Origin of the sequence: Rhodanobacter sp. DHG33 (genome assembly GCF_014843005.1) — a bacterium.
Lineage (GTDB): Bacteria > Pseudomonadota > Gammaproteobacteria > Xanthomonadales > Rhodanobacteraceae > Rhodanobacter_A.
The window spans coordinates 551,664-571,488 of record NZ_JACYXM010000004.1 but is presented as its reverse complement, the minus strand read 5'-3'; the positions used below and the strand labels follow the sequence as shown (position 1 = coordinate 571,488).

Genomic DNA, 19,825 nt, shown 5'->3' with positions numbered 1-19,825 from the left:
CCCTGCATGGCAGTTTCGTCTACTAGCGTGCTGCGGCCGCGTGGCCTCAGCGTCGAACAGCTTGGCGCCAACCGCGCCAAGGTGGTGGTCGAACCGCTCGAGCGCGGTTTCGGTCACACCCTGGGCAACGCGCTCCGTCGCGTCCTGCTTTCCTCGATCCCCGGCAGCGCCATCGTCGAGGTCGAGATCGACGGCGTGCTGCACGAATACACCACGCTTGAGGGTCTGCAGGAGGACGTGATCGAAGTCCTGCTGAACCTCAAGGACGTGGCGATTCGCCAGCACACCGGCGACGAAGTCACTCTTACCCTGTCCAAGAAGGGCAAGGGCGTGGTCACGGCCGGCGACATCGTCGTCGACCACTCGGTGGAAATCATCAACCCCGAGCACGTGATCTGCCACCTGACCAAGGATATCGCGCTCAACATGCGCCTGAAGGTGCGTCGCGGCGTGGGTTACCAGCCGGCCAGCTCCCGCGTCCATCCGGACGACGAGGCTCGCCCGATCGGTCGCCTGCAGCTCGACGCCTCGTTCGCGCCGGTGCTGCGCGTGGCTTACGAAGTGGACGCCGCTCGCGTCGAGCAGCGCACCAACCTCGACAAGCTCGTGCTGGACATCGAGACCAACGGCACCATCGGTGCCGAGGACGCGGTGCGCAAGGCGGCCGAGATCATCAACGACCAGCTGTCCGTGTTCGGTGACTTCTCGCGTCGCGAGAGCGCTACCGACAAGGCCGAGAAGAGCGGTTTCGATCCGCTGCTGCTGCGTCCGATCGACGATCTGGAGCTCACCGTGCGTTCGGCGAACTGCCTGAAGGCCGAGAGCATCTACTACATCGGCGACCTGGTGCAGAAGACGGAAGTCGAGCTGCTGAAGACGCCGAACCTGGGCAAGAAGTCGCTCACCGAGATCAAGGACGTCCTTGGCTCGCGCGGCCTGGCCCTGGGCATGAAGCTCGAGAACTGGCCGCCGGCCGGTCTCTCGCACGGCATGCAACTTGGTTAATGAGTTGTTTGTGCGATCGTCCTTGATCGCCATGTAGCAAACCCTCAACCGGAGTGCATCTTGCGCTCCGGTTGAGTGCTAAAAGCGGCCATCCATGGCCGCACTCCTCACATGAGCTTTTGCTCCGATGGGGATTTTAAAAAGAGCCTCGCTTCGATGAGGCCATAAAAGCGGGTAACCGCGGGGTGTTGGACATAGGTGCCAACGCTTCATAACAACAGACCACATAGAGAGTATTCGCCATGCGCCACATGAAATCCGGTCGCAAGCTCAACCGCACCAGCGCCCACCGTGAAGCGATGTTCAAGAACATGGCTTCGTCGCTGTTCAAGCACGAGCTGATCCGTACCACCCTGCCTAAGGCCAAGGAACTGCGCCGCGTCGCCGAGCCGCTGATCACCTTGGCCAAGACCGACGGCGTCGCCAACCGCCGCCTCGCTTTCGCGCGCCTGCGCGACAAGGAAGCGGTCGGCAAGCTGTTCGTCGAGCTGGGCCCGCGTTACCGCGAGCGTCCCGGCGGTTACCTGCGCATCCTGAAGTGCGGTTTCCGCGACGGCGACAACGCCCCGATGGCCTATGTCGAGCTGGTCGGCCGCCCTCAGGCTGTCGAAGCCGCCGACGCCGAGTAAGCCTCGCGACATACGGACATCCAGACGTCCAAAAGAAAACCCCGGCCGGGCGACCTGCCGGGGTTTTCTTTTGCGCGGAGAGGCGCCTGGCAGGCGGATGCTGACAGTCAGGCGGCAAGCGGGTAATGTCGCGTCTCCGCCTCATTTTTCTCCGCCCATGAATCCCTTGCGTTGGTCGTTTCGCATCAGCCTGCTGGCGGGCTTCCTCGTCTGTGCCGGCCTGATCGGCTTTGCGCTGTATGCGCAGTACGTGCTGCAGATGGATCCGTGCCCGCTGTGCATCCTGCAGCGCGTGGCGTTCATCGCGCTGGGCGTGGTGTTCCTGATCGGCGGCCTGCATGCGCCGCGCGGCGGCGGCCGCTGGTTCTATGTGGCGCTGCTGGTGCTGGTCGCGCTGGTCGGCATCGGCATCGCGGCACGCCATCTGTGGATACAGTCGCTGCCGCTGGATCAGGTGCCGAGTTGCGGTGCACCGCTGGGTTACCTGCTGGAGACCCGTGCCAGCAACGGCGGTCTGGTCCGCGTGCTGCTCAAGGTGCTCAGCGGCTCCGGCGAATGCGCGCGGGTGCAGCCCATCCTGGGCCTGTCGATGCCGTGGTGGTCGCTGATCTGGTTCGTGCTGCTCGCGGTGTGGTCGGTACTGGCCGGTGCGCGTGGCACGAAGGGGCGGGTGCGATGAGCGGCACGGTATCGAACATCAACTGGACGCCATCGTCCTGGCAGCAGCGCGAGGCGTTGCAACAGCCGCAGTACGAGGATGCCGCCGAACTGGCGCAGGCCACTTCGCAGCTCGCGCAGCAGCCGCCGCTGGTGACTTCCTGGGAAGTGCTGGCGCTGAAGCAGGCGCTGGCCGAGGCGCAGGAAGGCAAGCGCTTCCTGCTGCAGGGCGGCGATTGCGCGGAGAGCTTCGCCGACTGCAGCAGTCCGATCATCTCGAACCGGCTCAAGGTGCTGCTGCAGATGAGCCTGGTGCTGGTGCACGGGTTGAAGCAGCCGGTGCTGCGCGTGGGGCGCTTCGCGGGCCAATACGCCAAGCCGCGTTCGGCCGACACCGAGACGCGCGACGGCGTGACCTTGCCCAGTTTTCGCGGCGACGTGGTCAACGGCCCCGAATTCACCGCCGCGGCGCGTCGTCCCGACCCGCAGCGGCTGATCAGCGCGCATGCGCACTCCGCGCTGACGATGAACTTCGTGCGTGCGCTGATCGACGGCGGCTTCGCCGACCTGCACCATCCGGAATACTGGGACCTGGCCTGGGTCGAGCATTCGCCGCTGGCCGCCGAATACCGCCACATGGTGGCGGGCATCGGCGATTCGCTGCGCTTCATGGAGACCCTGGCCGGACCGATCGCCGGTTTCACCAAGGTGGATTTCTTCACCTCGCACGAGGCGCTGCTGCTGCATTACGAACAGGCCCTCACGCGGCAGGTGCCGCGGCACCCGGGCTGGTTCAACCTGTCCACGCATTTTCCGTGGATCGGCATGCGTACCGCGGCACTGGATGGCGCACACGTGGAGTACTTCCGCGGCATCCGCAACCCGATCGCGGTGAAGGTCGGCCCTTCGGTGACGCCGGATCAGCTGTTGCCGCTGGTGGATGCGCTGAACCCGCAGAACGAACCGGGCCGGCTCACGCTCATCCATCGCATGGGCCACGCGAAGATCGCCGAGGCATTGCCGCCGTTGTTGCAGGCGATGAAGCGCGAGGGCCGCCGCGTGCTGTGGGTGGCCGATCCCATGCACGGCAATACCGAGAGCACTTCGAACGGCTACAAGACGCGCCGTTTCGACAACATCCGCGGCGAACTCGACCAGGCCTTCGATATTCATGCAGCGGCCGGTACGCGTCTCGGCGGCGTGCACCTGGAGCTCACCGGCGAGGACGTCACCGAGTGCACCGGCGGTGCGCGCGGGCTTTCCGATGTCGACCTGCAGCGCGCCTACAAGTCGATGGTCGATCCGCGCCTCAACTACGAGCAGTCGCTGGAGCTCGCGATGCTGATCGTGCGCAAGTCGTCGGGTGGGCAGACGGACTGATCGTTGCGGGAGGCGGTGGATTCAGCCCACCGTCTCCAGCGCTTCCTTGCTTTCCCGGGCGTCGCCATCTTCGGGTGGCGGGAAGTGGTACCAGGCCTCGTGCGGCGAAACCTGCCTGCACGACAGACACTGCGTCATCGCCCAGTAATGCCCGCAGCCGGGGCAGCAACCGGCCGTCCAGAACGTGTTCCATAACGTGCCGCAGCCGGAGCCGGGTTCGCGCGACGTGCACTTCCAGCGGCTGTCGGGGCGCGGCTCCCATGCGCAGAGCGGGCAGTGGATGTGCGGCTGGCGTTCCATGTCGGCTATCCGCTACCCGTTATTTCGACGATGCCATCACCGGCTTGCCGTCCACCGTGTCCAGGAATTTCGGCGGCTGCCATGCATGCGTGTGCTGCTCGAAGCCGTAGGCGATCGAAATGAGCGTCGGTTCGCTCCACTTCGCGCCGAACAGCACGATGCCCACCGGCAATCCGTGCGCCCAGCCGGCGGGCAGCGTGATCGAGGGATAGCCGGCCACCGCGGCAGGCTGCGAGGGGCCGCCGATGTTGGGATCGCCGCTGACCACATGGTCGCCCAGCACGAGATCGGTGGTGAAGGCCGGCCCCCATGACGGCGCCAGCAGCGCATCGAGGTGCTGCGATTGCAGCGCCGCGTCGATGCCTTCGGGGCCGGAGAACCGCTTCGCCTTCGCGAGCGCGTCGCGGTAGGCCTGGTCAGTGAGCGGGCCGCGCGCCTGGGATTGTTCGAAGATCTCCTGCCCGAACCACGGCATCTCTTCGGCGGCATGCGCGTTGTCGAACGCGATCAGGTCGGCCAGCGTGTGCACCTTCAGCCCGGTACGCGTGGCGAGGTAGGCATTGATGTCGTGCTTGAAGTCGTACTGCATCACGGTGGACTCGGCGTCGCTGAGTTCGTTGATGTGCGGCACCTGCACCGGGTCGACGATGATCGCGCCCTGCGCCTTCATCGCGGCGATGGCGTCGTCGAGCACGCGGTCGGCGTTCGGCTCGATGCCGCCCAGCGCGCGCACCACGCCGATGCGCTTGCCGCGCAAGCCGTTCGGGTCGAGGAACTTCGTGTAGTCGGTGGCATGCTGACCGGCGTCGGCGGTGGCCGGGTCGCGCGGATCGCTGCCGGCGATCACCGAAAGCAGGGCGGCGGCATCGGCCACGTCGCGTGCTATCGGGCCGGCGGTGTCCTGGTTGGCGCTGATCGGTACGATGCCGGCGCGGCTCACCAGACCCAGCGTGGGCTTGATGCCGACCAGGTCGGTCATCGAGGAGGGGCAGATGATGGACCCGTCGGTCTCGGTGCCGATGGCCACCGTCGCCAGCCCGGCAGCCACCGCCGCGGCGGAGCCTGCGCTGGAGCCGCAGGGGTTGCGGTCCAGCGCGTAGGGGTTCCTGGTCTGGCCGCCCACGCCGCTCCAGCCGCTGGAGGCGTGGTTGGAGCGGTAGTCGGCCCACTCGCTGAGGTTGGTCTTGCCGAGGATCAGCGCGCCGGCCGCGCGCAGCTTGGCGGTCACGGTGGCGTCGTGCGGCGCCGGTGCGCCCGCCAGCGCCAGCGAGCCGGCGGTGGTCTGCTCGCGGTCGCCGGTATCGATGTTGTCCTTCAGCAGCACCGGGATGCCGTACAGCGGTCCGTGCTGCTTGGTGCGCTTCGCATCGAGCGCGGCCGCGATCTTCAACGCATCCGGATTGGTCTGCAGCACCGAACGCAGGGCGGGGCCGTTCCGGTCGATGCGCTGGATGCGCGCGAGGAAGTCCCGCGTCAGCGCCTTGCTGTCCAGGCTGCCGTCGTCCATCCGCTGCTGCAGCTGGGCGATGGAGGCGTAGTCGTCGTCGTGCTGCTGCGCAGCCAGCGGCATGCTGGCGAGCAGGGCGGCGGCGAGCAGCGAGCAGGCGAACGGTCGGCGCGTCATGACATCCCCCGAGGGTTGCGACAAGGTGTCGCGATGCGCGCAGCATACCCGGTCGCGCCGCCCGATCTGCCTATACTTCGGCGCATGAAGCCAGCCATGCCTCGTCTGACGCGTGCCCGCACCACATGCCTCGTGCGATGCCTGCTGGTGTTTGCTTTGCTGTCGATGTCCCCCGCCTTTGCCGACACCCCGGTCGCGGCATCGAGCGCCGCCGCGCCCGCGGTGCCCGACACTTTGCAGCAGCGCATGGCCGCCTGTGTCGCATGCCATGGTGCGCATGGCGAAGGTTCGCCCGGCAGCGGCTTTTTCCCTAGGCTTGCCGGAAAGCCGGCGGGCTACCTTGTCCGGCAGCTCGCGGATTTCCAGAGCGGCCTGCGCAAATACGCACCGATGGAATACACCGTGCGCGGCCTGAGCCCGGACTACCTGCGCGAGATCGCTGGGTACTTCGCGGCGCAGCAGGTGCCGTATGCGCGTTCGCCCTTGCCGGCATGGCCGGCGCAAACATTGGAGCGCGGCGAGCAGCTCGTCGCGCAGGGCGATGCCTCGCGCGGCATTCCTGCCTGCTCGCGTTGCCACGGCAGCCAGCTCACCGGCGTGCAGCCGGACATTCCCGGCCTGGTCGGCCTGCCTTACGACTACATCAGCGCCCAGCTCGGCGCATGGCGAACGCACACGCGCGCCACGGTGGCGCCGGATTGCATGGCCGAAGTGGCTGGGCGCCTGAGCGAGTCCGACATCACGGCCGTGGCGGCATGGCTGTCCAGCCATGAGCTGCCTGCCGACATGCACGCGCAACCCGCCGGCAGCGTGCAGCCGCCGCTGCACTGCGGCGTGCTGTCCGGCAACGGAGCGGGCACATGATGCGGTTGCGGCGCGTTTTGCCCGTCGCGATCCTGCTGGCGCTGGTGTTGCTGGCAGGATGGCTGCTGTGTCCGCAGGGGAAGGCGAGCGTGCCGCGTGGCGCCAGCACGGTGAGCGACGCCAGCCTGCGCGATCCGGCGCTGATCGCGCGCGGTGCGGCGCTGGCCGCAGCCGGCGATTGCGCTGCCTGCCACACCGAGCAGGGTGGTGTGCCTTATGCCGGCGGCCGTCTGTTGCCCACGCCGTTCGGCGCCATCGCCACTTCCAACCTCACGCCCGACCGCACCACCGGACTTGGCGACTGGAGCTTCGAGGATTTCTGGCAGGCGTTGCATGCCGGTATCGGGCGGCAGCGCGAGCCGCTGTATCCGGCGTTTCCCTACACCTCGTACACCAGGCTCATGCGCGACGATGCGCTGGCGATCTACGTCTACCTGCAATCGCTGCCACCGGTGCATCGCGCGAACGTGCCGAACGAGCTGGCGTTTCCGTACAGCGTGCGCCGCCTGCTGGTGGCATGGCGTGCGCTGTATTTCCGGGAGGGGACGTACCAACCCGATGCGAAACGGACGGCTACCTGGAATCGTGGCGCCTATCTCGTGCAGGGCCTGGCCCATTGCAACGAATGCCATGCACCACGCAATGCGCGGGGCGCGGTCGTGCCCGAGCGCTTCCTCGCCGGTGGCGAAATTCCCGCGCAGCACTGGTACGCACCCGATCTCGGCATGCAGGCGAATGGCGGTCTCGCGGGCTGGAGTGCGCAGGACCTCGTCGATCTGCTCAGGACCGGCCAATCCGCGCGCGGCGCTGCCTTCGGCCCGATGGCCGACGTGGTGCGCCAAAGCACGCAGCACATGAGCGATGCGGATCTGCGCGCCATGGCCGACTACCTGGGCACGCTGCCTGCGCGTCCCGTGCCGGCCGCAGCGCCCGATCTGCCGGATGCCGACCATCTGGTGCAGAAAGGCGCGGAGGTTTACCGGCAGCGGTGTTCGGATTGCCACGGTGCCGACGGCCGCGGCGTGTCCGGCGTCTATCCGCCGCTGGATGGCAACGCCTCCGTCGTGGAGCCCACCGGCATCAACGCCATCCGCGTGGTGTTGCTGGGCGGATTCGCCCCCAGTACGGCCGCCAATCCACGGCCTTACTCCATGCCGCCGTATGCGCAGCAACTCGACGACGCCGAGGTCGCCGCCGTGGTCAGCTACATCCGCCGCGCATGGAGCAACCATGCGGGTGCGGTGGGTCCGCAGGACGTCGGCAGATATCGGCACACGCCCGAGGATTAGGGAGTGGTCGCTGTGTCGCCGGCAGGCGTCTCTTCGTACAGGGTCCGTACGACCAGGAAAGCCATCAGCACGATGAGGATCGCGTAGACGTACTGCGTCCGTGCCACGCCGATGCCGAACGGAAACCAGATACCTGGCACGCCGAGCGTATCCACCAGTTCGGGGCCGAACAGCGCAGCCATGATCGAGGCCAGCACGGCGAGCGCGAGGATCCGCATCGGTCCGTTGCGCACGATGCGCGTGACGATCACGGCGAACAGCGCGATCGACCCGAGCCGGCTGCAGGTCGTCATGGCCGCCGAAGGGAGCAGGGCGCCAAGCAGGCCGATGACCATCAGCACCGCGGCGGCCACATCGACGCTTCGCCACGGACGCAGGCACCAGCGGTTCCAGGCCCATGCCCAGGCGGCCACGGTCGGCACCCACATCACCGATGCCAGCCACGTATAAGTGGCCAGATCCTCGATATCGGTCCACGCGACGATCGCGTTGCCGAGGCGCCTGGCTGCCGTCAGCGCGAGCGCGATGCTGGCCAGGACCAGGAAACTCCGGCGGTTGCTGCGAGACCGGTATCCGAGCGCCAGGGCGACGACGGCAAGCATCGCGAGCGGCTCGATCAGATCGACGATGTAGCCGGCGATGGTCCGCTCCCACTGCGCGCGGTGCAGTGCATCGCTGACCGGTCGCGGCGCCAGGATTGGTGCGGTGTGCATGCCGCCGCCGTCGGCGCTGACGCCGGAGCTGGCGAGCATGTAGGTGCGCACGGCGAGCACGCCGCGGGTACCGGCCGCATCGGCAGGAAGGGCGAACAGCAATGGCCGCGTGCCGACGAGGCGCGGCTTCGGGCCGAGCCGGCCCGAGCCGCCCAACAGTTGGCCGTTCCAGTACAACTCGTAGCCGTCGTCGACGAGAGTCGGCCCGAGGATGTCCCACGACGCACCTCCGGCCGGCACCGTCACCACCCGCCGGTACCACGCGTAGCCGTGATAGCCGGGATGGCCGTGCGCCATCCACCCGCCCACGTAGTCGGGCAGACCCACGTCGCCATCGTGACTGCCCGGCGACGCGGTCATGTCGAACGTCTCCCAACGGGTATCGTCCGTGCCGGCATCCGCCCAACGAGGATCGTCGCCTATGTGGAATCGCCAGGAGCCATCGAGCAGGGTGGCAGCGGCACGCAGCGCCGGCGGATCGGGACGCCCGCCGCTCGCCAGGTCGGCAACGACGGCGGCCAGGATGACCAGAGTCGTCAGGATGATGCCGATGAAGAGCCTGCGCCGTTTCGCGTCGATCGACGATGCAACCGGAGGTGACGGTCGGGACATCATGCAATGGCCTCATCAGGTTCGATCGGAAAGATTTTTTGCCCGGTGACGGATGCTTTCCTCAGACGAGCGGCAAGTGCTCCTGGTCCTGGTTTGGTCACCTTCCATGAACCTCGCGATGTGCGTATCAAGGACAGGCGGCTTCATGGATGAAACCATCCGCGCCTACGAGCGCCCCGCGTTCTTCGACGGCTTGCGCAGCACGGCGTAGATCACCGGCAGCACCAACAATACCAGCGGCACCTGCACCAGCATGCCGGCGATGATCGCCACCGCCAGCGGCTGCTGCATCTGCGAACCCTCGCCGAGTGCCAGCGCCAACGGCAGCAAGGTGAGGATGGCGGCGAGGGTGGACATCAGGATGGGTCGCATGCGGTGATGGCCGGCGTGGCGCAACGCCTCGTGCAGCGGCATGACCTGCTCCGCCTCGCGGAACTCGGTGAAGTAGAAGATCGCCAGCTCGGTGACGATGCCCACGATCATCGTCATGCCCATCATCGCCGAGATGTTGAGCTCGATGCCGGTGACCCACAGCCCAACGAATACCGCGGACAGCGCCAGCAGCGGCGCCACCATGATGGCCAGCGCCACGCGGAAACTCTCGTACAGAAACAGCAGCAGCGCGAACACCAGCGCGATCGCCGCGAGCATCACCAGGCGCAGGTCGTGGAAGGCGGTCTGCTGCTGCGCATAGAGGCCGCCCAGCTCGTGGTACATGCCCGGCGGCAGCAGGCCGGGCTTGGCCAGCACCTGTTTCACGTCCGCGGCGGTGGAGCCGAGGTCGCGGCCCACGATGCGTGCGGTCACGGCGATCATGCGCTTGAGGTTGTCGCGGTTGATCTCCGGCTGGCCCTGCACGGCGCGAAGGGTCGCAAGTTCGGACAGCGGCACCACGTGGCCGTCGGCGGCGCGTATCGGCAGAGCGGCAAGTTGCTCCACCTGCGCACGCGATGCAGGCGGCAGCCACACGCGCACGCCCATCATCTTCGGGCCCTGCGGCAATTGCGCGGCCACGTTGCCGGCCATCGCATCCGACACCTGCTGCGTCACCGTCACTGGGTCCAGGCCGAGCAGGCCGGCCTTCACCGGATCGACGCGCACGTCCAGTGCGTCGCCAGCGGGATTGATGCCGTTGTGCACCTCGGCGATGCCGTCGACCTTGCCGATCGCGGCGGCCACTTTCCTCGCGGTGTCGTCGAGCTGGGTCTCGTCGTCGCCGTAGAGCATGATCTCGATGGGCTGCGGCACTTCGGTAAGGTCGCCGATCAGGTCTTCCATCAGCTGCGCGACGTCGACGTCGAGGCCGGGCACCTTGGCCGCGATCTCTTCGCGGATCTGCTCCATCACGTCGGCGGTGGCGGGGCGCGAGCCGGTCTTCAGACGGACGAAGAAGTCGCCGGTGTTCGCTTCGGTAAGGCCGCCGCCGAGTTGCAGGCCGGTGCGCCGCGAGTAGGTGTCCACGTAGGGGTTGGCGCGGATGATCTTTTCGACCTGCTGCAGCAGGCGGTCCGTCTCGTCCAGCGAGGTGCCGGGCGGCGAGAGGTAGTCCAGCGTGAAGCCGCCCTCGTCCATCTGCGGCATGAAACCGCTGCCCACCTGCCGGTAGGCCAGCGCACCCGCCAGCAGCAGCGGGACCACGCCGATCAGCACCAGCACGGGACGCTGCAGCAAGCGTCCCAGCGTGCGTTCGTAACCCGCCAGCAGCCGCTGCGAGAAGCGGCCCGGCGGATGTTCCGCGGCGTGGCGCTCGTCGATCAGCCATTCGGCGAGCAAGGGCACCGCCACCCAGGTGAGCAGGTAGGAGATCACCAGCGCGCTCGCCATGGTCAGCGACAGCGCCTTGAAGAACGCGCCGGTGACACCGCCGAGGAAGGCCAGCGGCAGGAAGATCACCACCGTGGCCGCGCTGGAGCCGGTGAGCGGTCGCGTGAACTCCCATGCTGCGCCCGCGATGCGTTCGCGCACCGCCCCGCCGCCGTCGCGCAGCCGGCGCATGATGTGTTCCAGCATCACGATCACGTCGTCGATCAGCAGGCCCACCGCGGCCGCCATGCCGCCCAGCGTCATCATGTTGAAGCTCATGTGCAGCACGGTCAGCAGCAGCACGGTGATCGCCAGCGTGGCCGGCACCACGATCAGCGCGACCAGGATCACCCGCGCGTTGCGCAGGAACACGAACAGCACCAGCCCCGCCAGCACGATGCCGATCAGGATCGCGTCGCGCACGCTGCCGGCCGCGCCCAGCACCAGTTGGGTCTGGTCGTACCAGTTGGCGATGTGCAGGCCCTTCGGTGCCTGCCGCTGGTAGTCGGCCAGGCGTTGCTTCACGTCGTTGGCGATCTGCACGCTGTTGCCGTCGGGCTGCTGGAACACCTGCATCAGCACCGCGTCGTGGCCGTCGGCGGTGGTGCGCACCCATTGCGGCTCGTGGTCCATCACCACGGCGGCCACATCGGAAAGGCGCAGCACGCCATGCGCATCGGCACGCAGCACGATGTCGCCCAGGGCCTTGAGGGTGGACGGCTGGTTGTCGGCAAGGAGCAGGTAGAGCTTGTAGTGATCCTGCAGGCGCCCCATCGACTGGATGGTGGCGGCGTTGGTCACCGCATGCTCCACGTCGGTGAGCGCGAGGCCCTGCGCGCGCAGCTTGGCTGCATCCACGTCGACGTGGAACTCGGCCACGTCTCCGCCCTGCACGTCCACCTGCGCCACGCCGGCCACGCCGGAGAGCAGTGGGCGCAACTGGAACTCGGCGATGTCGTGCAGCTGCGCGGGCGTGAGCGTGTCGGAGCGCAGGCTGTAGGCCAGGATGGGGAACACGGTGGGATCGAGCCGGATCGCCTGCACGTCGACGCCGGTCGGCAGGTGCGGCATCACTTCGCCCATCGCGGCATCGACGTCGAGCAGGGCGCGGCCCATGTCGGCGCCCCAGTCGAAACCGATGTTGATCTCGGCGCTGCCGCGGCTGGTGGTGGAGCGCAGCTCGCGCACGCCGCGCACCTGGCGGATCGCTTCCTCGACCGGCCGCGTGACCGTCGCCACCATCTGGTCGGCGGGCTGGTCGCCGGCGTCCAGGGTCACGCGCACGCGCGGGAAGGACACATCGGGGAAGAGCGACACCGGCAGGTTGAATGCCCCGAGGATGCCGCCGATGGCGAGGATGAAGGCGAGGAACAGCAGCGAGCGGCGATGCCGGTGCATCCAGTCGGTGGTCGTCGACGGCGTGGCTATCACGGCTTGCTCTCGCTGTCGGCCTTGTCGTCCGCCTTGCTGTCGTCCGTGCGTACCGCCGAGCCGTCGTCCACTTCGTAGGCCCCTTGCACGATCACCGGCAGTTTGCCGTCGAGCTCACCGAGCACGCCCACGGTGTCGCCCTGCGGCTGGCGCAACTGCACGTTCACGCGGTGCGCCTTGCCGTGGTCGAGCTGGAACAGGTAATCGCCCTGCTCGTCGTTCAGCACGGCGGCGCGCGGCACGGCCCATGCGGTGTAGTCGTCGCTCTGGATCGTGGCATCGAGCGCGGTGCCGACCAGCAGCGCCGCTTGGCTGCCAACGGCGATCTCCGCCTGCACGGGCAGCAGGTGGGTCTGCGGATCGATCGCGCTGCCCACCATCGTGAGCTTGCCTGCGAAAGGCTTGGCGTCGCCGTACACGCCGTGCAATTGCACGGGCATACCGGTGTGGAGCTGCGTGCCGGTGTCGGGCTGCACGCCCAGTTCGGCGACCAGCGCATGGGCGGGTGCGAAACTCAGCAATGGTGCGTTGGCGGCGAAACGGTCGCCCAGCGCCACCGATACGGCGGCGACCACGCCGTCGTCCGGTGCGGTGACGGTTTCCTGCGCCGCACCGCCGCCCAGCGCCTGCTGTGCTTCGAGTGCCGATTGCGCATCGGACAGTGCCTTGCGTGCGGCGGCGACCTGCGACTGCGTGGCAAGGTGCTGCGCCGCCATTTGTTCGGTGCGCTGCAGTTCTCCGCTGGCCAACGTCAGCGCGCCCTGTGCTTGCTGGTAGGCGCTGCGCGCGGCCGGATCGGGTGCGATCGCCAGCAGCGCATCGCCGCGCTTCACCGTCTGCCCCGCACTCACCTCCAGCGCGACTACCTGCCCGCCATGCGCGAGGCTGACTGTGCGCGCATGGTGCGGATCGGCCGCCGCGACGCCCCAGGCTTCCACGCTGTCGTGGAAGCGCTGCTGCACCGGCGTCGCCGTGGTGACCAGCGCGACGCCCTTGGCGTCATCGGACGAGTCGTCGTCGCCCCCCTTGCCGCTGCAGGCAACCAGCAGCAGGGCCGTGGCGGCCAGCGCGGCACAGCGCGCGAACAGGGTTCGGTTCATGGTTTGGACGTCCGTTGCATGACGAAATCCGTACGGCCAAGCAGAGCTTCCAGCGCGATGGCCGTGGTGGAACGGGATTGCCGCAGCGCGATCAGGTCGGTGTCGGCCGCCAGTGCGTTGCTGCGTATCGAGAGATAGGTCGGCCAGTCGATCAGGCCTTGCTGCCATGCCAGCTGCGCGGCGTCGCGCGCGGCATCGAGCTGCTTCGCATGCGCGGCCTGTGTCTGTTGCCGCGCATCCAGCGTGCGCAGGTCGGCGGCAAGGCGCAGCATGTCGCCGCGCGTGGCGAGCAGGCGCGCTTCGTAGTCGTCCTTCAGCTGCTGGCGCGTGGCCGTTTCGATGGCGATGTTGCCGCGGTTGCGGTCGAACAGCGGCAGGCTGAGGTTGATGGTGTAGCCGCTGGACTTGATGCCGGTGTTGTCGCGCGCGTTATTGAGGCCCACGCTGATCGCGGGGAACTGCGCAAGGATGGCGCCGCGCAAAGTGGCTTCCTGCGCGCGATAGCCGGCCTGCAGCGCAAGCAGGTCGGGGCGGCGCCTGGGCAGGTCGGCCAGTGCCGCCTGCAGTTGCGCGTCGTCCGGGTCGGCGCGATACGGTTCGCCCACCAGGTCCAGCGGCGCGGTGGGCGCGAGGCCCAGCAGCTGGCGCAGATCGCTTTCCGCCTGGTGCAACGCCACCGCGTTGTCGGACGCCTGCTTGCGTGCGTCGGCCATCGCATTGAGTCCCGCGCTGGCGCCGTCGTAGCTGAGATTGCCGTTGCGCACGGCCGCCTGCACCGCCTGGTCCACCGGCGCCAGCGCCCGTTGCTCGGCGTCGAATTCGGTCTGCTGCGTGCGCAGGTTCTGCACCTGCTCAAACAGCAGCCGTGCCTGCGCGATGGTCTGCCACTCTGCCCACAGCAGGTCGAGGTTTACCTGTTTGGCCTGTGCATTCGCCGCGTGCTTGCGCGAGGAACGCAGCAGGATGGAGCTCACGTCCTCGGCAATGCCGAGGCTGTAGGCCCTGGTGACGCCACTTTCGCCGCTGTTGCCGTGCGGGAGGTCCTCGCCGAAGCTCAGCTGCGGATCGGGCAGCAGGCCCGCGGCGAAGGCCTGCGCACGGCTGATGCCCAGTCCATCGCGTTGCACCTTGAGGTCGGGATTGTTCGCCACCGCGAGCATGGCCACGTCGGTGACGTCGAGGCCGTTGGCGGGGTCGAAGCGGTGCGAGGTCCATGCCGGTACCGGCATCGTGCCGGCCGGTACGCTCAGCTGCGCGACGCTGGCGGCACCTGCGCCGTTGCCCAGCGGCAACGGGTGATACGTGGCGCAGCCGCACAGCAGCGCCGCCGTGGCGATCAGGGCGATGCGGAAGATGGGGCGCGGGCGTGCGGCGGAGATCATGGGGGAAAGCATGCCGGGAGGCGCTTAGGGCTTTCTTATTCGCGGGGTTTTATACCCTTGCGGGCTTTCGCAAGTCTCGAGCGGTTTCGTGTGCCTGCCGGCGTGCGGAGGCGGCTTGCCGCCTGCACCAGCGGCGCCTTGCGAGGGCATCACTCCACGTTGGGCAGAAAGAGGGAAACCAGATCGCCAAGCGCACGCCAAGGCCCGATATCCCAATGCCCCCGTGCCTGACCCGAAGGCGAAGGCAGCACGAACACGCGCGTGTCGCCGATGGATTCTTCCTGCAATCCGTAGGAAGCGGCGCGCCCCAATGCGGCACGCGCCGCGTTCTTGCTGGTGAAGGCGATCACTTTCGGCGCATAGCGCTGCATCTTCGCGCGCAACGCGGGCACGTCGAAGGCGCCGGGCGGAAGTTCGTCGTCGTTGCCGCTGTGGCGCTTGGCGAGGTCGGTGAGGCCGATGCCGAGCTGCGGCAGCAGGGGAAACTCCGCGGGGACCAGCAGGCGCGGGGTGATGCCGGCCTCGTGCAGGGCGCGCCAGAACAGGTTGCCCGGGTGCGCGTAGTAGGCGCGCTCCGCGGCGGAGCGTTTGCCGGCCGCGGTACCGCAGAACACCAGCGCCAGCCCGGGTTGCAGCACATCGGGCAGGATGGGGCGGTCAGCTTTGCGCGGCATCGTCGAGCAGGAAATCGGTGAACTGGAAGCGGCCGTCGCGCAGCACGGACTCGCCGCGCCTGAGCCTGACCGGCTGGCGGAACAGCGGGCCGCCCCAGCTCAGCGTGTGGAACTCGCCGCGCTCGCCGCAGGGATCGACGCCGGTGGGCAGCGCGTCGAGCAGGCTGGCGTCGTAGGCGCGGCCGCTGAACGCGGCGTCGAGTTGCTGCGTGTCCACGCAGCACAGCATGGCGCGATGGCCTTCGGCCACGAAGCGGCGCGACAGCGCGGCGGTGTCCTCGCCCCACAGCGGGAACACCGCGCGCCAGTTGTCGCGGCCGAGCTGGCGCACGCGGTAGTCGCGCACGTCTTCGAGGAATAGGTCGCCGAACGCGCAGTGGCGGATGCCGGGCCAGCGCATGCGCGCCTCGACCAGCGCCTGCGCATGTGCGGCTTCGTAGGCTTCGTTGCTGCCGGGCCAGTCCAGCAGCACTTCCACCAGGGGCAGGCCCAGCGCGGCCACCTGCGCCTGCAGCACGTCGTGCCGCACGCCGTGCATGGCGATGCGCTGGTAGTTGCGGTTGATCGTGGTGAGCAGGCCGACCACCTGCCAACGCGGGTCGGCGCGCAGGCGCTGCAGCGCCATCAGGCAATCCTTGCCGCCGCTCCAGGCGAGCAGGATGGGGATAGGCGTGTCGCTCATGGCGTCGTGGTTTCCCGGGTGACGGCGGCGTGCCAGTCCAGCGTGACATGCAGACGCTGCTGCGGATCGAGCCGGAAGTCCAGCGCCATGCCCAGCACCTGTGCGGCGGCGGCGGTGAGCGCGAGGCCCAGCCCGGCGTGTCCGGCGTGAGGCAGCTGCTTGCGCCAGAAGCGCTGGCCGAAGCTGGCGAGGTCGGCCTCGGCAAGGCCGGGCGCGGCGTTGTCGACGGCGAGGCCGCGCTCATCGAGCCTCAGCCGTACGGTGTCGCCTGCGGGAGCATAGGCGCAGGCATTGCCCAGCAGGTTGCCGACGATCACTTCCAGCAGGGCCGGGTCGGTGTGCAGCTCGGCGGGCGGCCTCCCTTCGCTCGCCAGCGCGATGCCGCGCGCGGCGACGGTGGCCTGCTGGCGTTGCAACTGGCGTTCCAGCCAGGGCCCCAGCGGCAGGAGCTGCCATTGCGGCTGTTCCAAACCCGATTGCAGGCGGGTGAGCAGGAGCAGGGCGGTGACGGTGGCTTCCAGCTCCGCGCCGATGCTGCCGATCTCGGTCAGCAGGTCGGGCAGGCTGCGGCCGCTGGGGTAGCGCACCTCCACCTCGGCCAGTGCGCGCAGCTCGGCGAGGCGCGTGCGCGTCTCGTGGGCCAGACCGCTGGCGAACTGGCGTTCGCGCGCCAGGCCGTCGTCCATGCGGGCCAGCACGTCGTTGAAGCGCGCCACCAGCGGGTCGAGCTCCTTCAGGCCGATGGGCGCCAGGCGCTGGCCGGGGGCATTCGGGCCGATGCCGCCCATGTGATTCACCAGCGCGCTCATCGGGCGCAGGCCGCGGCGCACCACCAGCGGCACGGCGATCAGCGCGATGGCGGCGGCGAGCAGCGGGCCCAGCGCGAGGATCCAGTCGAACGCCAGCATCAGTTCGTCGAGCGAGTGGCGGTCCTGCACGAACAGCAGGCGGCAGGTGGCCGGTGCCGGGCTGCCGGGGCGGGCGAAGCTCAGCCGTACCGTGTCCAGATGGTGTTGATGATGGCCGAGCCGGGCGTAGCGCGGCTTCGCGTCCACGTCGGCGGGCCAGCCGTCCGGCACGGCCGGTGGCGGCGGATTGCTGCGCTGTGGGGCGGCACCGTCGCAGCGCAGTTCGTACCAGGTGTCGTCGCCCACCGGGCCGGTGACGATGTGGCCGGCGGGCGTGGCCTGTTCCTGCGCGAGCACGGTGCCGAGTGCGCGGGCCTGGTCGAGCAGGTTGCTGTGGAAGCGGGTGGCGAGCTCGTGGTCGATGCGCCAGTCCATCAGCTTGGCGCCGCCGCCCAGCACCAGCAGGCAGACGATGGCCAGCAGCAGGGTGACGCGGGCCGAGAGCGAGGCGGGTTTCACGGGATCAGGTAGCCCGCGCCGCGCCGCGTTTCGATCAGACCGGGCAGCCCGGCGGCGTCCAGCTTGCGGCGCAGGCCGAAGACCAGCACTTCCACGCTGCGGTCCGAGACCTCGCTGTCGCTGCCGGCGGTACGGTCCAGGATCTCCTGGCGGCTGAAGGCGCGGCCGCGATGGCGCAGCAGCAGGCCGAGCACGGCGAACTCGCGCGGCGTCAGCGCCAGCGGGCGCCCCTTGACCGTGGTGCTGTGCGAACGCGGGTCCCAGTTCAGCGCGCCGTGGCTGAGCACGTCGGGCTGCGCCTGCTGCGGGCGCCGCGCCAGCGCGTGCAGTCGGGCCACCAGTTCGTCGAAGGCGAAGGGCTTGATCAGGTAATCGTCGGCGCCGGCGTTCAGGGCCTCGATGCGGTCGGGCACCTGGTCGCGGGCGGACAGCACCAGCACGCGCGGCCGCCGCCCGCCGGCCGGCAGGCTGCGCAGCACGCCGATGCCGTCCAGCCGCGGCAGCATCAGGTCCAGCACCACCAGGTCGTAGTCGTAGCCGGCCAGGAAGCCGCAGGCTTCCACGCCGTCGCTGGCGGCGTCCACGGTGAAACCGGCGCCCTGCAGGCCATGGTGCAGGGTCTGGCGCAGGCGTTCGGAGTCTTCCACCAGCAGCAATTTCATCCCGGGTCCATTGTCCAAGCCGAGTCGGGTCGCCCCATTGTCGCCGTTCGGGCTTAGCAAAACATTCGGTTTTTTGCACCGTGCGCCGCGCATCGACAGTGGTAGCGGGCAACCGCTATAAAGGCTTTCTATTCGGGGAGTTACGCAGTGAGCGAAGAGATCCTGATCAACGTGACCCCGCGCGAGACGCGGGTGGGCGTGGTCGAGAACGGCATGTTGCAGGAGGTGCACGTCGAGCGCGCCTCCAAGCGCGGCTACGTGGGCAACATCTACAAGGGCCGGGTACAGCGGGTGATGCCGGGCATGCAGGCGGCGTTCGTGGAGATCGGGCTGGATCGCGCGGCCTTCCTGCACGCTTCGGACATCGTGCGCCCCGCGCTGCCGGAGGGTGCCGAAGGCAATGGCCACGGCAACGGCCATACGCCGCCCATCAGCGAGCTGGTGCACGAGGGCCAGGAAGTCGTGGTGCAGGTGGTGAAGGACCCCATCGGCAGCAAGGGCGCTCGCCTGTCGGCGCACCTGTCGATCCCTTCGCGCTACCTGGTGCTGCTGCCGTATGCGCACACCATGGGCATTTCCGCGCGCATCGAGGACGAGGACGAACGCACGCGCCTGCGCGAGGTGATGGGCAGCCTCATTGGCGAGAACCCGCTGGGCTACATCGTGCGCACCAACGCGGAGGGGCAGAGCGCCGAATCGCTGGCCTTCGACGTGACCTACCTCGGCAAGGTGTGGCGCGTGGTGCAGGAGAACATCGCCAAGTCCCGCGTGGGCGAGCGCGTGTACGAAGAACTTTCGCTGCCGTTGCGCGGCCTGCGCGACATGCTCACCGACGACATCGAGAAGGTGCGCGTGGATTCGCGCGAAACCTTCGAGAAGGTGGTGAAGTTCGTGCACAAGTTCATGCCCAGCCTGGACGACCGGGTGGAGCACTACGACGGCGAGCGGCCGATCTTCGACCTGTACAGCGTGGAGGACGAGATCCAGCACGCGCTGAAGAAGGAAGTGCCGCTGAAGTCGGGCGGTTACCTGGTGGTGGACCAGACCGAGGCGATGACCACCATCGACGTGAACACCGGCGCCTACCTCGGCACGCGCAACCTGGAAGAAACCGTCTACCGCACCAACCTGGAGGCGGCGCAGGCGGCGGCGCGCCAGCTGAGACTGCGCAACCTCGGCGGCATCATCATCATCGACTTCATCGACATGGTCGACGAGGAGCACAAGCGCCAGGTGCTGCGCATGCTGGCCAAGGGCCTGGCGCGCGATCACGCCAAGACCACGGTGTATCCGATGTCGTCGCTGGGCCTGGTCGAGATGACCCGCAAGCGCACCACCGAAAGCCTCGAGCGCCAGCTCTGCGAGCCCTGTCCGGCCTGCAGCGGCCGCGGCACGCTGAAGACCGCCGAAACGGTGACCTACGAGATTTTCCGCGAGATCACCCGCGCGGTGCGCCAGTTCAACGCCGAGAAACTGCTGGTGATGGCCAGCCCCACCGTGGTCGGCCGCATCCTCGAAGAAGAGTCCGCCGCGGTGGCCGAACTGGAAGAGTTCATCTCCAAGAGCATACGCTTCCAGGCGGAGGAGCATTACTCGCAGGAACAGTTTGATGTGGTGTTGCTGTAACCCAGCCGCTGCGGCGGCTTCCCGG

Annotated in this window: 17 protein-coding genes; 7 read left to right on the top strand and 10 right to left on the bottom strand. The window is 68.3% G+C overall.

What is annotated here, in order from left to right; all coding sequences use genetic code 11:
* Positions 1-6: 6 nt before the first annotated feature.
* The 4 genes from rpoA (at position 7) to IHE46_RS10450 (ending at position 3,671) form a co-directional block, all read left to right on the top strand.
* The gene (gene rpoA, locus IHE46_RS10465; RefSeq protein WP_181301024.1) at positions 7-1,005 is read left to right on the top strand and encodes a DNA-directed RNA polymerase subunit alpha; all 999 of its coding nucleotides are present in this window, start codon (positions 7-9) and stop codon (positions 1,003-1,005) included.
* A gap of 242 nt (positions 1,006-1,247) precedes the next feature.
* Complete coding sequence (gene rplQ, locus IHE46_RS10460) at positions 1,248-1,634, top strand: 50S ribosomal protein L17 (protein ID WP_192164564.1); 387 nt, start codon at positions 1,248-1,250, stop codon at positions 1,632-1,634.
* 157 nt (positions 1,635-1,791) lie between these two features.
* Positions 1,792-2,313, top strand: a complete 522-nt coding sequence (locus tag IHE46_RS10455; protein WP_192164563.1) for a disulfide bond formation protein B — start codon at positions 1,792-1,794, stop codon at positions 2,311-2,313.
* Positions 2,310-3,671 (top strand): 3-deoxy-7-phosphoheptulonate synthase class II, encoded by a 1,362-nt coding sequence (locus tag IHE46_RS10450; RefSeq protein WP_192164562.1) that lies wholly within the window; start codon positions 2,310-2,312, stop codon positions 3,669-3,671. The genes IHE46_RS10455 and IHE46_RS10450 overlap by 4 nt, the downstream gene beginning before the upstream one ends.
* Before the next feature lie 21 nt (positions 3,672-3,692).
* Here IHE46_RS10450 and IHE46_RS10445 read toward each other — a convergent pair whose 3' ends face one another.
* Both IHE46_RS10445 and IHE46_RS10440 read right to left on the bottom strand, forming a co-directional pair.
* Positions 3,693-3,971 carry a hypothetical protein gene (locus IHE46_RS10445; protein WP_192164561.1) on the bottom strand — a complete coding sequence of 93 codons (279 nt, stop codon included), beginning with the start codon at positions 3,969-3,971 and terminating at the stop codon, positions 3,693-3,695.
* Between the two features lie 19 nt (positions 3,972-3,990).
* Entirely contained in the window at positions 3,991-5,595 is a 1,605-nt protein-coding gene (locus IHE46_RS10440; RefSeq protein ID WP_192164560.1) for an amidase, read from the bottom strand.
* 96 nt (positions 5,596-5,691) lie between these two features.
* On the opposite strand from IHE46_RS10440, the gene IHE46_RS10435 reads away from it, so the two are divergent.
* Entirely contained in the window at positions 5,692-6,459 is a 768-nt protein-coding gene (locus IHE46_RS10435) for a c-type cytochrome (RefSeq protein WP_192164559.1), read from the top strand.
* Complete coding sequence (locus IHE46_RS10430) at positions 6,456-7,748, top strand: cytochrome c (protein ID WP_225562943.1); 1,293 nt, start codon at positions 6,456-6,458, stop codon at positions 7,746-7,748. The genes IHE46_RS10435 and IHE46_RS10430 overlap by 4 nt, the downstream gene beginning before the upstream one ends.
* On the opposite strand, the gene IHE46_RS10425 is transcribed toward IHE46_RS10430, so the two are convergent.
* From IHE46_RS10425 to IHE46_RS10390, 8 genes are all read right to left on the bottom strand, one after another.
* Complete coding sequence (locus tag IHE46_RS10425; protein WP_192164558.1) at positions 7,745-9,076, bottom strand: glycoside hydrolase family 2; 1,332 nt, start codon at positions 9,074-9,076, stop codon at positions 7,745-7,747. The genes IHE46_RS10430 and IHE46_RS10425 overlap by 4 nt on opposite strands.
* Positions 9,077-9,238: 162 nt before the next feature.
* On the bottom strand, positions 9,239-12,274 hold the full coding sequence (locus IHE46_RS10420; RefSeq protein ID WP_192164618.1) for an efflux RND transporter permease subunit: 3,036 nt from the start codon (positions 12,272-12,274) through the stop codon (positions 9,239-9,241).
* Between the two features lie 29 nt (positions 12,275-12,303).
* The gene (locus IHE46_RS10415; protein WP_192164557.1) at positions 12,304-13,407 is read right to left on the bottom strand and encodes an efflux RND transporter periplasmic adaptor subunit; all 1,104 of its coding nucleotides are present in this window, start codon (positions 13,405-13,407) and stop codon (positions 12,304-12,306) included.
* Entirely contained in the window at positions 13,404-14,789 is a 1,386-nt protein-coding gene (locus tag IHE46_RS10410; RefSeq protein ID WP_192164556.1) for a TolC family protein, read from the bottom strand. Before IHE46_RS10410 ends, IHE46_RS10415 begins: the two co-directional genes overlap by 4 nt.
* 149 nt (positions 14,790-14,938) lie before the next feature.
* On the bottom strand, positions 14,939-15,463 hold the full coding sequence (locus IHE46_RS10405; RefSeq protein ID WP_192164555.1) for a mismatch-specific DNA-glycosylase: 525 nt from the start codon (positions 15,461-15,463) through the stop codon (positions 14,939-14,941).
* The gene (locus tag IHE46_RS10400) at positions 15,447-16,145 is read right to left on the bottom strand and encodes an ATP-binding protein (protein ID WP_192164554.1); all 699 of its coding nucleotides are present in this window, start codon (positions 16,143-16,145) and stop codon (positions 15,447-15,449) included. The genes IHE46_RS10405 and IHE46_RS10400 overlap by 17 nt, the downstream gene beginning before the upstream one ends.
* A complete protein-coding gene (locus IHE46_RS10395) occupies positions 16,142-17,512 on the bottom strand; it encodes a HAMP domain-containing sensor histidine kinase (protein WP_192164553.1) in 1,371 nt (456 codons plus the stop codon). Before IHE46_RS10395 ends, IHE46_RS10400 begins: the two co-directional genes overlap by 4 nt.
* A complete protein-coding gene (locus IHE46_RS10390; protein ID WP_192164552.1) occupies positions 17,509-18,174 on the bottom strand; it encodes a response regulator transcription factor in 666 nt (221 codons plus the stop codon). Before IHE46_RS10390 ends, IHE46_RS10395 begins: the two co-directional genes overlap by 4 nt.
* A 147-nt stretch (positions 18,175-18,321) precedes the next feature.
* Between IHE46_RS10390 and rng the strand changes: the two genes are divergently transcribed.
* Positions 18,322-19,800: a ribonuclease G gene (gene rng / locus IHE46_RS10385; protein ID WP_192164551.1), complete on the top strand. Its 1,479-nt coding sequence runs from the start codon at positions 18,322-18,324 to the stop codon at positions 19,798-19,800.
* Positions 19,801-19,825 lie beyond the last annotated feature (25 nt).